The sequence below is a fragment of the Streptomyces sp. NPDC001219 genome (assembly GCF_053597915.1).
On record NZ_JBSFJF010000027.1, the window covers coordinates 35,535 to 49,057 of the forward strand.

General features: G+C 72.9%; 14 protein-coding genes. 4 read left to right on the plus strand and 10 right to left on the minus strand.

Annotated elements, in window-relative coordinates:
• The first annotated feature begins 39 nt into the window (after nucleotides 1-39).
• The gene (locus ACWC9R_RS19415) at nucleotides 40-1,200 is read left to right on the plus strand and encodes an Mrp/NBP35 family ATP-binding protein (RefSeq protein WP_450733041.1); all 1,161 of its coding nucleotides are present in this window, start codon (nucleotides 40-42) and stop codon (nucleotides 1,198-1,200) included.
• Nucleotides 1,201-1,308: 108 nt separating this feature from the next.
• Here ACWC9R_RS19415 and ACWC9R_RS19420 read toward each other — a convergent pair whose 3' ends face one another.
• From ACWC9R_RS19420 to sigE, 5 genes are all read right to left on the minus strand, one after another.
• Complete coding sequence (locus tag ACWC9R_RS19420) at nucleotides 1,309-1,953, minus strand: hypothetical protein (RefSeq protein ID WP_450733043.1); 645 nt, start codon at nucleotides 1,951-1,953, stop codon at nucleotides 1,309-1,311.
• A gap of 119 nt (nucleotides 1,954-2,072) precedes the next feature.
• Complete coding sequence (locus ACWC9R_RS19425) at nucleotides 2,073-2,552, minus strand: sec-independent translocase (protein ID WP_450733045.1); 480 nt, start codon at nucleotides 2,550-2,552, stop codon at nucleotides 2,073-2,075.
• Nucleotides 2,553-2,669: 117 nt separating this feature from the next.
• Nucleotides 2,670-5,288: a trypsin-like peptidase domain-containing protein gene (locus ACWC9R_RS19430; RefSeq protein ID WP_450733047.1), complete on the minus strand. Its 2,619-nt coding sequence runs from the start codon at nucleotides 5,286-5,288 to the stop codon at nucleotides 2,670-2,672.
• 129 nt (nucleotides 5,289-5,417) lie between these two features.
• Nucleotides 5,418-6,371, minus strand: a complete 954-nt coding sequence (locus ACWC9R_RS19435) for a zf-HC2 domain-containing protein (protein WP_450733049.1) — start codon at nucleotides 6,369-6,371, stop codon at nucleotides 5,418-5,420.
• Complete coding sequence (gene sigE, locus ACWC9R_RS19440; RefSeq protein ID WP_042149877.1) at nucleotides 6,368-7,060, minus strand: RNA polymerase sigma factor SigE; 693 nt, start codon at nucleotides 7,058-7,060, stop codon at nucleotides 6,368-6,370. The genes ACWC9R_RS19435 and sigE overlap by 4 nt, the downstream gene beginning before the upstream one ends.
• 285 nt (nucleotides 7,061-7,345) lie before the next feature.
• Here sigE and ACWC9R_RS19445 point away from each other — a divergent pair, with 285 nt between their 5' ends.
• Entirely contained in the window at nucleotides 7,346-8,029 is a 684-nt protein-coding gene (locus ACWC9R_RS19445) for an O-methyltransferase (RefSeq protein WP_450733050.1), read from the plus strand.
• A gap of 134 nt (nucleotides 8,030-8,163) precedes the next feature.
• Here ACWC9R_RS19445 and ACWC9R_RS19450 read toward each other — a convergent pair whose 3' ends face one another.
• Complete coding sequence (locus ACWC9R_RS19450) at nucleotides 8,164-8,331, minus strand: DUF3117 domain-containing protein (RefSeq protein ID WP_006603288.1); 168 nt, start codon at nucleotides 8,329-8,331, stop codon at nucleotides 8,164-8,166.
• A gap of 323 nt (nucleotides 8,332-8,654) precedes the next feature.
• On the opposite strand from ACWC9R_RS19450, the gene chcB reads away from it, so the two are divergent.
• A complete protein-coding gene (chcB, locus tag ACWC9R_RS19455; RefSeq protein WP_450733052.1) occupies nucleotides 8,655-9,455 on the plus strand; it encodes a 2-cyclohexenylcarbonyl CoA isomerase in 801 nt (266 codons plus the stop codon).
• 34 nt (nucleotides 9,456-9,489) lie between these two features.
• Here the strand turns inward: chcB and ACWC9R_RS19460 are convergent, their stop codons facing one another.
• Nucleotides 9,490-10,095 carry a DNA-3-methyladenine glycosylase I gene (locus tag ACWC9R_RS19460; protein ID WP_450733054.1) on the minus strand — a complete coding sequence of 202 codons (606 nt, stop codon included), beginning with the start codon at nucleotides 10,093-10,095 and terminating at the stop codon, nucleotides 9,490-9,492.
• Nucleotides 10,092-10,538 carry a DivIVA domain-containing protein gene (locus ACWC9R_RS19465; protein WP_450733056.1) on the minus strand — a complete coding sequence of 149 codons (447 nt, stop codon included), beginning with the start codon at nucleotides 10,536-10,538 and terminating at the stop codon, nucleotides 10,092-10,094. Before ACWC9R_RS19465 ends, ACWC9R_RS19460 begins: the two co-directional genes overlap by 4 nt.
• A 92-nt stretch (nucleotides 10,539-10,630) precedes the next feature.
• Between ACWC9R_RS19465 and folP the strand changes: the two genes are divergently transcribed.
• A complete protein-coding gene (folP, locus tag ACWC9R_RS19470; RefSeq protein ID WP_450733058.1) occupies nucleotides 10,631-11,530 on the plus strand; it encodes a dihydropteroate synthase in 900 nt (299 codons plus the stop codon).
• A gap of 30 nt (nucleotides 11,531-11,560) precedes the next feature.
• On the opposite strand, the gene ACWC9R_RS19475 is transcribed toward folP, so the two are convergent.
• Nucleotides 11,561-12,310, minus strand: a complete 750-nt coding sequence (locus tag ACWC9R_RS19475) for an LOG family protein (protein WP_393364357.1) — start codon at nucleotides 12,308-12,310, stop codon at nucleotides 11,561-11,563.
• A 112-nt stretch (nucleotides 12,311-12,422) separates the two neighbouring features.
• Entirely contained in the window at nucleotides 12,423-13,514 is a 1,092-nt protein-coding gene (gene dapE, locus ACWC9R_RS19480) for a succinyl-diaminopimelate desuccinylase (protein WP_450733060.1), read from the minus strand.
• Between the last annotated feature and the right edge of the window lie 9 nt (nucleotides 13,515-13,523).

Consider the following 13,523-nt stretch of genomic DNA (forward strand, 5'->3'; position numbering starts at 1 on the left):
CCTTTCCGGAGGCACCCTCACGCGCCGTACCATCGGGTCATGGCTACCCACACGCCCGAAGGCGCCACCCCGAGCGAGGACGCGGTCCGCGAAGCGCTCGCGACGGTGAACGACCCCGAGATCCACCGCCCCATCACCGAGCTGGGGATGGTCAAATCGGTGGACATCGCGGCGGACGGCGCGGTGGCGGTCGTGGTCTACCTCACCGTCTCCGGCTGCCCGATGCGCGAGACGATCACCAACAACGTGCGGGAGGCCGTCGAGCGGGTCGGGGGCGTCACCTCCGTCGCCGTCGAGCTGGACGTGATGAGCGACGAGCAGCGCAAGGAGCTGGCGTCGTCGCTGCGCGGCGGCACCGCCGAGCGTGAGGTGCCGTTCGCCCAGCCCGGTTCTCTGACCCGGGTCTACGCCGTCGCCTCCGGCAAGGGCGGCGTCGGCAAGTCGTCGGTGACGGTCAACCTCGCGGCGGCGATGGCGGCCGACGGTCTGAAGGTCGGTGTCGTGGACGCCGACATCTACGGCCACTCGGTGCCCCGGATGCTCGGTGCCGACGGCAAGCCCACCCAGGTCGAGAACATGATCATGCCGCCGTCGGCGAACGGCGTGAAGGTCATCTCGATCGGCATGTTCACCCCGGGCAACGCCCCGGTCGTCTGGCGCGGCCCGATGCTGCACCGCGCCCTCCAGCAGTTCCTCGCCGACGTCTACTGGGGCGACCTGGACGTGCTGCTGCTGGACCTGCCCCCGGGCACCGGCGACATCGCCATCTCGGTGGCCCAGCTCGTCCCGAACGCCGAGATCCTCGTGGTCACCACCCCGCAGCAGGCCGCCGCCGAGGTCGCCGAGCGGGCCGGTTCGATCGCCGTGCAGACCCACCAGAAGATCGTCGGCGTGGTCGAGAACATGTCCGGGCTGCCCTGCCCGCACTGCGACGAGATGGTCGACGTCTTCGGCACCGGCGGCGGCGAGCGGGTCGCCGAGGGCCTGACGAAGACGACCGGCACTCAGGTGCCGGTGCTCGGCTCCATCCCGATCGACGTCCGGCTGCGCGAGGGCGGCGACGAGGGCAAGCCGGTCGTGCTGACCGACCCGGACTCCCCCGCCGGCTCGGCGATCCGCACGATCGCCGGCAAGCTGGGCGGCCGTCAGCGGGGCCTGCAGGGCATGTCGCTGGGCATCACCCCGCGCAACAAGTTCTGAGACCGCGAGGGCGCCGCGTCCGGTGTGGCCGCGGCGCCTTCCGGACGGCACGGAAAGGGGCGGGCCCGTACGGGTCCGCCCCTCGCTGTTGCGCCGCTCCGGCCCCGGTCAGCCCTCGTACGCGGACAGGTCCTTGATCACCGAGAAGCCCAGCCCGTACGCGCTCATCCCGCGCCCGTAGGCACCGATGTGCACCTCCTCGGGGCCCTCGCTCGCCGAGCCGGCCAGCACCCAGCCGTACTCGGACTCGCGGTAGGCGAACGAGGTCGGCACCCCGTCCACCGGCAGCATCAGCTCGTTCCAGCTGCCGCCGCCGAGGTCGTCGGCCAGCTCCCAGGCGAGCATCGTCTGCTGGTCCAGCCAGTCCTGGCGCAGCGTCCGGTCCATCTGGGTCGGCCAGGTCTGCGCGAGCAGCCCCGATCCGGCGAGCCAGGCGGCCGTCGAGACCGAGGTCGCCTCCAGGACGCCGGTACCGTCGCCGCTGCGCCGCACGGGACGGCTGGCGACCGTCACCACCACCGCGAACCGCTCGTCCTGCGGCGGCTCCACCTTGATCGTCGGCTCCTCACCATGGCCGGTGGCACCGTGCTCGACGGTGCCGTCAGCGGCCGCACCGACCTGCATCAGCCAGCGCGGGCCGGTGAACGCCTCGTCGAGGCCGTACCACGGGAACGCGGCCAGCAGATAGCCGTCGACCTTCCGGCCGGCGCCGGCGGCCGCCTCATGTGTCGCTGACGGACTGGTCGTCTCCATCTGCGCGGAGCCTCCTTGTTGCCCTGCGTCGTGGGCGGCCCGCCCCCCTCAGGCGACCGAACCCCGGACACCCGGAGCATAGCCACTGGCGTCCACGCAGACAGTCATACCGGTGTGTGTCAGGTGGCGTCGGCGTCGAACGGCGGACGCTCGTCCGGCTGAGCGGCCTTCTTGAGCAGGTCGGGGCGCCCGGCGGAGGCGTCCGGGGACTCCTTGGACAGGCTCGGGCCGGAGCCGTTCGAGGGCGTGGCGGAGGAGGCGCCCTCGTGGCCGTGGACGGCGTCGGTGACCTCGGCCATCTCCTTCTTCAGATCGAAGCCGTTACGGATCTCCTGAAGGTCCTTGAGGCCGTACTCGTCCTTCTCCAGGACGTGCTTGCGCACGAAGTTCTTGGGCTTGAGGTCCTCGAACTCGAAGTCCTTGAACTCCGGCCCCAGCTCGCTGCGGATGTCTTCCTTGGCGCTGTCCGAGAACGCCCGGACCTTGCGGACGAAGGCCATCACGTCCTGGATGACCTTGGGAAGCTTGTCCGGACCGAAGATGAGCACGGCAAGGATCACGAGCGCCACCAGCTCGAGGGGTCCTATGTCGAAGAACACCGTGCAGCTCCTTGGGTTATCCGAGGCCTTCGGTGGCCTAGGGGCCAGGCCGCCTATCACGGTACCTGGCCCCGCGCGTCGGGCGGGAGTCGCCCGTGCCAACACCGTGCAAACGAGTCAGTCCGTGCTGGAGGAACCCAGGCTGAGCCGGACGGACCGCTCCTTGCCGCCCCGCTGGACGGTCAGCTCCAGCGTGTCGCCGGGCCGGTGGCTGCGGATCTTGACGATCAGCTCCTCACCGCTGTGCACGGGGGCACCGTCCACCTTGGTGATCACGTCACCGGCCTTGATCCCGGCCTTGGCGCCGGGTCCGCCCGGGAGGACCGGCTGCCTGCCGTCCTTGCTGCGCTCGCTGACCCGCGCCCCGTCGCCCGCGTACTCCATCTCCAGCGTGACGCCGATCACCGGGTGTGTCGCCCTGCCGGTGTTGATCAGCTCCTCGGCCACCCGCTTGGCCTGGTTGATGGGTATGGCGAAACCCAGCCCTATGCTGCCGCCCTGGCCCTGGCCCTCGCCGTCCTGGCCACCGCCGCCGTCGGCCGCGCGGATGGCGCTGTTGATGCCGATCACCCGCGCCTTGGCGTCCACCAACGGGCCGCCGGAGTTGCCCGGGTTGATGGGGGCGTCGGTCTGCAGCGCGTCCACATAGGACACATCACTGCCGTCGCCCTTCTGGCCGCCCGCGGTGATCGGGCGCTGCTTGGCGCTGATGATCCCGGAGGTGACGGTGTTGGCGAGGTCGAACGGTGCGCCGATCGCCACCACGGGGTCGCCGACCCGCACCGAGTCGGAGTTGCCGAGCGTGAGCGGGCGCAGGCCCGCGACGCCCTCCACCTGGACGACGGCCAGGTCGTAGCCGCCGTCCCGGCCGATGACCCTGGCCTTGGCGGTCTGGCCGCCGCTGAAGGTCACCGAGATCTCGCCGCCGCTGCCGGCCGGTTCGACGACGTGGTTGTTGGTGAGGATGTGGCCCTGGTGGTCGAGGACGAAGCCGGTGCCGGTGCCCTGTTCGGCGCTGCCGCGCACATGGAGGGTGACCACGCCGGGCAGCGCGGTCTGCGCGATCCCGGCGACGCTGTCCGGCTCACGGCCCCCGTCCTCGGCCCCGGACTGCGGCAGCATGATGTCGCTGAGGCCGCCGTAGCGCTCGACGTACGCGCCGATGCCGCCACCGACACCGCCCGCGAGCAGGGCGAGCGCCACCGCACCGGCGATCAGCGGCCCGCGCCGTACGCGGCGGACGGACGGTGGCGCGACGGGCCCACCCTGCAGCGGCGCACTCCAGGGGTCGTACTGCTGCCAGGCGCCCTGAGGCGCGTGCCCGGGGGCGGCGGCCTGGGCGTGGTCGGCCGGGACGTGGTCGGTGGGGAGGGGGCCCGGTCCGTGGCCGGCGGGACCCGTGGTGCCGGGCTGTGGGGCGGCCGTACGGTGCGCGGTCGCCGAGGCCGGGCGGGGGCCGCCGTCGCCGGGGTGGGGGACGAAGGCGCCGTCCGTGCCGTCCGGCGCCGCGTCGGGCCCGGCGGCGGGTGCGGCCGCGGGGGCCAGGGGAGCGTGCTGTGCGCCGGCGGGCCCGGACGCGGCGGCTGCTTCGGGGGCGGGCTGCGGGGTGCCGGTCTTCTGGAGGTCGATGCCGTGGGGTACGGCAGGTTCGGCGGCGGGGCGGGGGTGTGCGGCCGGGGCCGGGTGCGGGTGCTCGGCGCCAGTGGCGAGCGGCGCTCGCTCCGCGCCAGGGGCGGCGGGCGGCGCAGTGGGCGGCCCGGCGGACGGCGGCGCCTGGGGCGGGCCCGGGTAGGCGGCACCGGGCATCGCGGGCTGCGGGGCGGCCGGGGCGCCGTACGGGGCCAGTTGGCCGGCCTGCGGCGGAAGCAGGGTGCCCTGTGCGGGCGTCGCCACCGGCCGCTGAACGGGCGGCGCGGGCGCCCATGGCCCGGGCCCACCGTAGGGAGGCGTGCCGTACGGGTCCTCGGCATGCAACGGCTTCTGCTGCTGTTGCGGCGCCGCCCCTGGGACTTCGGTCGGGGGTGGAGCAGTGGGGGGCAGGGGGGTGGGGGTGGTGGTGGCGGGCGGGGTGGTCTCGTCCCGGGTGTCAGCGCGCACCCGGCCGAGCGTCATGGTCGACGGAGCCGGGCGCGCACCGCCGGTCGGGGCGTCCACGGCCGCGGCGGTCTCCTGGTGCGCCCCATCCGCGGCCATGACCTCCCGCGGCACCGCCAACTCATCGCCGCTTGCGGCCGATTCGGACGCTCCGCTCGCTGCGACCGGCTCGGCCCCTCCGGGCGACGCGGACGGTGCGGACGACGCGGAGCCGTTCCGCGCCTCGGGCGGACGCACCACCCAGTCCTCCGACGGCTGCTCAGCAGAAGCATCCCGGACATGGGGCAGCACGGCAGTCAACTCCTCCGCCGGATCAGCCACTTCGGTCACGTGGGTCGCTTGGGCCGCTTGGCCCGCGTCGGCCACCTCGGTCCCGGCAACCGCACCGGCCGGCCCGGCCCCGTCCACCGGGCCCGCCGTGCCACCCTGCGCTTCCCGCTCCGGTCGCTCCGGTCGCTCCGGCGGGCGCACCAGCCAGTCCTCATCGCTGCGGACGTCGGACGTGCCGGAGCCCTCGGCCGGTGTCCCGTCCGCCGGGCCGCCGGTGGGCGGCGCCGTCTGCGGGCCGGTCTCGGCGGACGGTCGTGTGCCCGGACGGCTCCACCACTTCAGCTTCGGCCCGGCGGCCTTACCGTCGTCCATGCTCTCCCCAGAGTTCGCCCGCGTCGTGCGCGGGCCACCACCACCTCGCGGACGCGCCCGCTCAGGGGTGCGCCGCCCCACAGCGATTCAACCAGTTCCGCAGGGGGCCGCGCAGGGGACGGTCGACGGTCAGCGCCGGGCGGGTCCTCCGCCCTCGGCGGAGGGGGCTGCCACGGCCGCGGAGCCGATCAGCGGACGCTTGGGCTCCAGGGGCGGGAGCGCCGGTGAGTTCTTCCGCACCGGGCTGTTGCCGGTCACGGCGGTCAGGGGCGCGAGGTGGTACGCGGTGGCCGGACCGGTCGCGGCTATCAGCGGTGAGAGGCCGAAGCGGCCGGCGGGCGCCGACGGTGCCGAGGCCGTCGCGTAGGGGGCGGGGGGTGTCGTACCGGGGCCGTACAGGGCCATGGCGCTGGGGGCCGGGGCCAGGGGTGGACGGCCGGACGGCTGGCGGCCGCCGGAGCCGGAGTTCCCGGCGGCGTACTCCGCGCCGCGCAGCAGGGAACCGTTGTCGGCGGCGGGGCCGGCGCCGAGCGGGGTGACGGCCGTGCCGCCGCCGTCGACGCGTCCGCCGGGCAGATCGACGGCCGCCTCCAGCGGAAGGGCGCCGCCCAGTGCGAAGGCCGCGAGGGAGACCGCACCGGCCGCCGCGAAGGCGAACCGGCGCCGCTGTGCGGGACGGTCGGCCTCGGGCACCCGGAAGCCGCGGGCACGCGGCTGGGCGGGCAACGCCAGGGCGTGGCCGGAGTGGCCGCCGGGGACATAGCCGAACGCCCCGCCGCCGCGGGCGAACTCACCGCGTCCGAGGGCGCCGCTGCCGAGCCGGCTGCCGGGGCCTTCCTGGTCACCGCCGGGCAGCTGCTGCAGACGTGCCAGCAGACCCTCGGAGGGACCGGGGGGTGCCGCCTGCGCGAACACGTTCTTCAGCCGACGCTGGGCGTCGGCCTCCGCCTTGCACTTACCGCAGGTCGCGAGATGCGCGAGCACCCGCTCGCGCGCGTCATGCCCCAACTCGCCGTCGACCAGGGCCGCAAGGCGGTCGCCGAGATGCTGCTCGGCGGGGGACGGACCGCCGCTGCCGCTCACGCGATTCCGACCTCCTGCGAGGGCACCACGGCCAGCGAGCGCCGCTGCTCGCGCTCTTCGGCGCGGGTGGCCGGGGCACGGTGCTTGAGGGACTTGCGCAGATGGGAGCGGCCGCGGTGGATACGGCTGCGGACCGTGCCGAGCTTGACGCCGAGCGTGGCGGCGATCTCCTCGTAGGACAGCCCCTCGATGTCGCACAGCACCACCGCGGCGCGGAACTCGGGCGCCAGGGTGTCCAGAGCCTGCTGCACATCCGCGTCGAAGTGGGTGTCGTTGAAGTGCTGCTGCGGGGAGGGCTCGCGGCTGGGGAGCCGCTCGGCGGCGTCGTCACCGAGCGCGTCGAAGCGAATACGCTGACGGCGCCGGACCATGTCCAGGAAGAGGTTGGTCGTGATGCGGTGCAGCCAGCCCTCGAAGGTGCCCGGGGTGTACGTCGACAGCGAGCGGAAGACGCGGACGAACACCTCCTGGGTGAGATCCTCGGCGTCGTGTTGATTGCCGGTGAGGCGGTAGGCGAGGCGGTAGACCCGTGCACTGTGGGTGCTGACGATCTCCTCCCAGCTGGGCGGAGTCCACGCCTGCGCATCCGCGTCTGCGGCGAAGGTCGCGGTGGTCGCGGAGTCGGCGGTGGAGGCCCCTCCCATGCCCTTCGGGCCATGGGGGCGGAAACGGTCAGCAGTGTTTGTCACGGATTTCGGCTCGACGAACGACCTCTTCAAGCGCCTCAGCACCCCTCGGTCACCCGCCGCAGCCGCACCTCCCCTGGTGGCTCTGGTGGTGTCCAGTAGAGCCCCTACCATATCCACCTCGCCCGTTAGCTCCGGATAAGCAGTTTTGACCTGCATTTGGCCCTGCTTCTGTTTCTGGTTCGCGTCTCGCGCGGTCGTCACCGTGCATCCCCCCGTCCTCCCGCTACCCCTTCATAACGTCCGGTCCCATCTGCGGGTTCCCGGACGCAGCGGATACAGTCACGGTTGCGTCAACTACGGGGACAGGAGAGGGCCATTACCGGCAACCGGCAGACGAGCCTGGCATTCGCCGAGGCGTACGGCGCCGGGACCATCGACGACAGCGCCGAGGCCGCCCTGCACTGGTCCCGTGACCGTGCGCGGGAAGCCGGTATCCGCACGGTGACCACCGGCACCGGCTCCGCCCTTCGTCTGCTCGCCGCCGCCGTCGACGCCAAAGCGGTCGCCGAGATCGGCACCGGCACGGGCGTGTCGGGCATCTACCTCCTGCACGGCATGCGGCCCGACGGGGTGCTGACCACCGTGGACCTGGAGCCCGAGCGGCAGGGCTTCGCCAAGCAGGCGTTCCGCGCGGCGGGCTTCGCCGGGAACCGCGCCCGCTTCATCCCCGGCCGCGCCCTGGACGTGCTGCCCCGGCTCGCCGACGGCGGGTACGACCTCGTGTACTGCGACGGCGATCTCATGGAGTGCCTGGAGTACCTCGCTGAATCGTTGCGGCTGCTGCGCCCCGGCGGCCTGGTGTGCTTCGAGGGCGTCTTCGCGGACGGCCGTACGGTCGACTCCGCGGTGCAGCCCGCGGAGGTGCTGCGGCTGCGGGAACTACTGCGGGCCGTACGGGAGAGCACGACCCTCGTGCCGTCCCTGTTGCCCGTCGGCGACGGACTGCTCTGCGCGGTCAAGCGCGGTTGACCGCGTCCCCCGCCCGCATGCAAACGGCCCCGGCGGGCGGCGCACCATCACTGCGCGCCACCTGCCGGGGCCGGTGTCATACGGCTGGGGATACCGGGGTCAGCCCCGGGAAACCGCCGGTTGCGCCGCCCTTGTCAGACGGTGACCTTGTCCAGGGCCTCACCCAGGGCCTTGGCTTCGTCGGGGGTCAGCTCGACGACGAGCCGCCCGCCGCCTTCGAGCGGAACACGCATGACGATGCCCCGCCCCTCCTTGGTCACCTCGAGCGGGCCGTCACCCGTCCGCGGCTTCATGGCCGCCATGCTCGTTCCCCTTCCTGAAACCAGCTCATCTCAGCCGACGGCCCGGATAGGCGCGTGTCACCGGCATCGAACACATTGCTTCCAGGCCATTATCCCGCATCGAACGACCCGATGACCAACATCGGGCAGCATCCCTTCGGCAACGCGCTCCCGCAAACCCCCGCAATTCGGAGAGGCGGCTGCAATACTTCTCCGCCCGCCGACCCCCGGCGCGCCCATGATCTTTGATGTACGTCACATGCCGATGCCCGATGATCTCCGGCATCCTGAGCGCTGACTGCCGCTGCCGCGCAGTCCGAGCCGCGACGGAGGGGACTCCCACTATGGCCGACACCGTGCTCTATGACGTGACCGACGGACTCGCCACGATCACGCTCAACCGCCCGGACGCGATGAACGCGCTGAACATCGAGGCGAAGGTCCAGCTGCGGGACACCCTCCAGCAGGCCGCCGCCGATTCCGCCGTACGCGCCGTGCTGCTGACCGCCACCGGGCGCGCCTTCTGCGTCGGGCAGGACCTCAAGGAGCACATCGGCCTGCTGGCCGAGGACCGGGCGACCGGGTCCGGGAAGACCATGAACACCGTGCGTGAGCACTACAACCCCATCGTGACGGCGCTGACCGAGATGCCCAAGCCCGTGGTGGCGGGCGTCAACGGGGTCGCCGCGGGCGCCGGCGCGGGCTTCGCGATGGCCGCCGACTACCGCGTGGTCGCCGACTCCGCCTCGTTCAACACCTCCTTCGCGGGCGTCGCGCTGACCGCCGACTCCGGGATGTCCTGGACCCTGCCGCGGCTGATCGGCCAGGGCCGGGCCGCCGACCTGCTGCTCTTCCCGCGCAACGTCAGCGCCCAGGAGGCGTACGAGCTGGGGATCGCCAACAAGGTCGTACCGGCCGAGGAGCTGGCCTCGGAGGCCGCGGCGGTCGCCCGGCGGCTGGCCCAGGGTCCGACCGCCGCGTATGCCGCGCTCAAGGAGTCGCTGGCCTACGGTGCGGACCACTCGCTCGTCGAGACCCTCGGCAAGGAGGACGAACTGCAGGGCCGGGCCGGGGCGTCGGAGGACCACCGGATCGCGGTCGAGGCGTTCGTGAAGAAGGAGAAGCCGGTCTTCCTGGGGCGCTGACCCGCCCCGGGGCCGTCCCCGCCGGCCGGCCCGGTCAGCCGGCCGCCGCCTCCACGGCCGCCCGGACGTGGCACTCCGCCAGATGGTCGTTGACCAGGCCGCAGGCCTGCATCATCGCGTAGGCGGTGGTCGGGCCGACGAAGCGGAAGCCGCGCTTCTTGAGGTCCTTGGCGAGCGCCGTCGACTCCGGGGTCGTCGGCTGGAGATCGCCGAGGGTGCGCGGCACCGGCCGGTCCGTGCGGTCGGGGGCGTAGGACCAGATCAGCTCGTCGAGTTCGCCGGGGGCCAGCTCCGCGGCGACCCTGGCGTTGTTGATCGTCGCGGCGATCTTGGCGCGGTTGCGGATGATGCCGGGGTCGGCGAGCAGCCGCTCGGCGTCCGCGGCCGTGAACCGGGCCACCTGCGCGATCCGGAACCCGGCGAACGCGGCGCGGAAGCCGGGGCGGCGGCGCAGGATCGTGATCCAGGAGAGGCCGGACTGGAACGCCTCCAGGCTCATCCGCTCGAAGAGGGCGTCGTCCCCGTGGACCGGCAGGCCCCATTCGGTGTCGTGGTAGGCGCGGTAGTCGGCCATCTGCGCCGACTCCATCCCCCAGGGGCAGCGCGGGACGCCGTCCGGTTCGCGGACCACGCCGCTCATGACCGCTCCTCGCCGTCCGCGCTCTTCCCGGGGGCGCCTGGGGCCTCGGGGGCGTCGGCGGATGCCCGGTCGCCGGCCCCGGCCTCCGGCACCGGCCCGAGCACGGGCGGCCCGTCCTGTATCAGCCCCGGGCCGCCCATGGCGGAGGCGTGCGCACCGGCCAGCGCGGCCTCCAGCTCGGCGATCCGGGCGTCCCGCTCGGCGAGTTCGGCGCCGAGGCGGTCCAGGACGTCGTCGACGTCGTTCATGCGATAGCCACGGACGGTCACCGGCAGGCGGACGGCGTCCACATCGGCGCGGGCCACGGCGCGGTCCTCCGGCAGCGGGTCGTGCAGCCGGTCCGGCTCGGAATCCCGCAGCCCCCCGCCGTCACCGCCGCCGACGACCACGAGCGTGACCGCGGCCACCACCACGACCATCGCGATCAGCAAGAACCAGAACACGACCAACTCCCCGGACTATGTGCCTGCACTGATCGTGCCATGCGGGTGTGACAGTTAGGGTCGCTCCCGGACCACGGAGAGGGAGTCAGGGAATGCTGCGGCTGGGGAATCGCGAGTTCGGCGTGCACGAGCCGGTGATCATGGCGATCGTCAACAGGACGCCGGACTCGTTCTACGACCAGGGCGCCACGTTCCGTGACGAGCCCGCCCTCGCCCGGGTGGAACAGGCGGTGGCCGACGGCGCCGCGATCATCGACATCGGCGGGGTCAAGGCCGGTCCCGGCGAGGAGGTGAGCGCCGAGGAGGAGGCCCGCCGCACGGTCGGGTTCGTCGCCGAGGTCCGCAAGCGCTTCCCCGACGTGGTGATCAGCGTGGACACCTGGCGGCACGAGGTCGGCGAGGCGGTCTGCGAGGCGGGCGCTGACCTGCTCAACGACGCCTGGGGCGGCGTCGATCCGCGGCTGGCCGAAGTGGCCGCGCGCTACGACGTCGGCCTCGTGTGCACCCACGCGGGCGGCGCCGAGCCGCGTACCCGGCCGCACCGGGTGACGTACGACGACGTGATGGCCGACATCCTGCGGGTGACGCTCGGACTGGCCGAGCGGGCCGTGGAGTTGGGCGTCCGGCGGGACGCGATCATGATCGATCCGGGGCACGACTTCGGGAAGAACACCCGGCACAGCCTGGAGGCGACCCGTCGGCTGGGCGAGATGGCGGACACGGTTCCCCAAGCTCTCGGCTTCGCTCGAGCAGGGGATACCCCATTGCCGGTGCTGGTCTCGCTGTCCAACAAGGACTTCGTCGGCGAGACGCTCGACCGGCCGGTCAAGGAGCGGGTGCTCGGCACCCTGGCGACCACCGCCGTCTCGGCCTGGCTGGGCGCGCGGGTCTACCGCGTCCACGAGGTCGCCGAGACCCGGCAGGTGCTGGACATGGTGGCCTCCATCGCCGGTCACCGGCCCCCGGCGGTCGCCCGCCGGGGACTGGCCTGAGGGGATCTGGGGCCGGCCCGACGACAGGTCCTAGATCCCGACCTCCTTGGTGACCAGCGCGATCGCCTCGTCCACGTCGTCGCTGAGGTGGAAGAGCTCCAGATCGTGCATCGACGCCTTGCCCTGGGCGATGAGGGTGTCGCGCAGCCAGTCGACCAGCCCGCTCCAGTAGGCCGTGCCGAACAGCACGATCGGGAAGCGGGTGACCTTGCGGGTCTGGACGAGGGTGAGCGCCTCGAAGAGCTCGTCGAGGGTGCCGAGGCCGCCGGGGAGCACCACGAACCCGCGGGCGTACTTCACGAAACACGTCTTGCGGACGAAGAAGTAGCGGAAGTCGACGCCGAGGTTCACGTACTCGTTCATGCCCTGCTCGAAGGGCAGCTCGATGCCCAGGCCCACCGACGTGCCGCCGGCCTCGTTGGCGCCCTTGTTGGCGGCCTCCATGGCACCGGGGCCGCCCCCGGTGATCACCGCGAACCCGGCCTCCACCAGGGCCCGCCCGATCCGCACACCGACGTCGTACTCCTTGGAGTCACGCGGGGTACGGGCCGAGCCGAAGACGCTGACGGCCGGGCCCAGCTCGGCCAGCGCGCCGAAGCCCTCGACGAACTCCGACTGGATGCGCATCACGCGCCAGGGGTCGGTGTGGACCCATTCGGAGGGGCCCTCGGAGTCCAGCAGCCGCTGGTCCGTGGTGCCGGTCTGCACCTGCTCCTGGCGGCGCAGTACGGGACCCAGCCGCTGCTCCTCAGGGACCGGTGCTCCCTCGGGACTGGCCATGTCGTGCTCCCTCCGCTGGCAGATCGTTTGCCGTTTCAGCGTAGATCCGAGGAGGTGAAGAGCAGGGGAATTCCGCGGGGATGCGACCGGTCGGCGGCGGGCCCCGCGGAGGTCAGGCGGTCAGCCAGGCGCGCAGCCGCTCCTCGCAGTGCAGGATGCGGTCGACCTCGACCCGCTCGTCCTTCTTGTGCGCGAGCAGCGAGTAGCCGGGGCCGTAGTTGACGGCCGGGACGCCCAGGGCGCTGAAGCGGGAGACGTCGGTCCAGCCGAACTTGGGCATCGCGGTGCCGCCGACGGCCTCCATGAACGCCTTGGCCGCCGGGTGGGCGAGCCCCGGAAGCGCGCCCGGGGAGTGGTCGTCGATCACGAACTCGTCCACCGGGCAGTCCGCGAAGACCTCCCGGACGTGGGCGATCGCCTCGTCGGGGGTGCGGTCCGGCGCGTAGCGGAAGTTCACGGTGACCGTGCAGGCGTCGGGGATGACGTTGTTGGCGACGCCGCCCTCGACGCGGACGGCGTTGAGGCCCTCGCGGTATTCGAGGCCGTCGATGACCGGGCGGCGCGGCTCGTAGGCGGCGAGCTTCGCCAGGATCGGGGCGGCGGCGTGGATCGCGTTGGCGCCCATCCAGCCGCGGGCGGAGTGGGCGCGCTCGCCGGTGGTGCGCAGCAGGACCCGCAGGGTGCCCTGGCAGCCGCCCTCCACCTGGCCGTCGGAGGGCTCCAGGAGGACGGCGAAGTCCCCGGTGAGCCAGTCGGGGTGGGCGTCGGCGACGTGGCCGAGGCCGTTGAGGTGCGCGGCGACCTCTTCCTGGTCGTAGAAGACGAAGGTCAGGTCGCGGTTGGGCGCCGGGACCGTGGCGGCCATCCGCAGCTGGACGGCGACACCGGACTTCATGTCGCAGGTGCCGCAGCCCCACAGCACGCCGTTCTCGTCCAGCCGGGAGGGGACGTTGCCGGCGATCGGCACGGTGTCGAGGTGTCCGGCGAGCACCACCCGCTCGTCGCGGCCCAGGTGGGTGCGGGCGACGACGTTGTTGCCGTACCGGTCGACGGTCAGGTGCGGGAGCGCGCGCAGGGCGTGCTCGACGGCGTCGGCGAGGTCCTTCTCGTTGCCGCTCTCGGAGGGGAAGTCGACGAGCTGCGCGGTGAGCGCGGCGGCGTCGAGCGACAGGTCGAGGGCGGGGTGGTCTGTGGAGCGCTCCATGAATCCGAC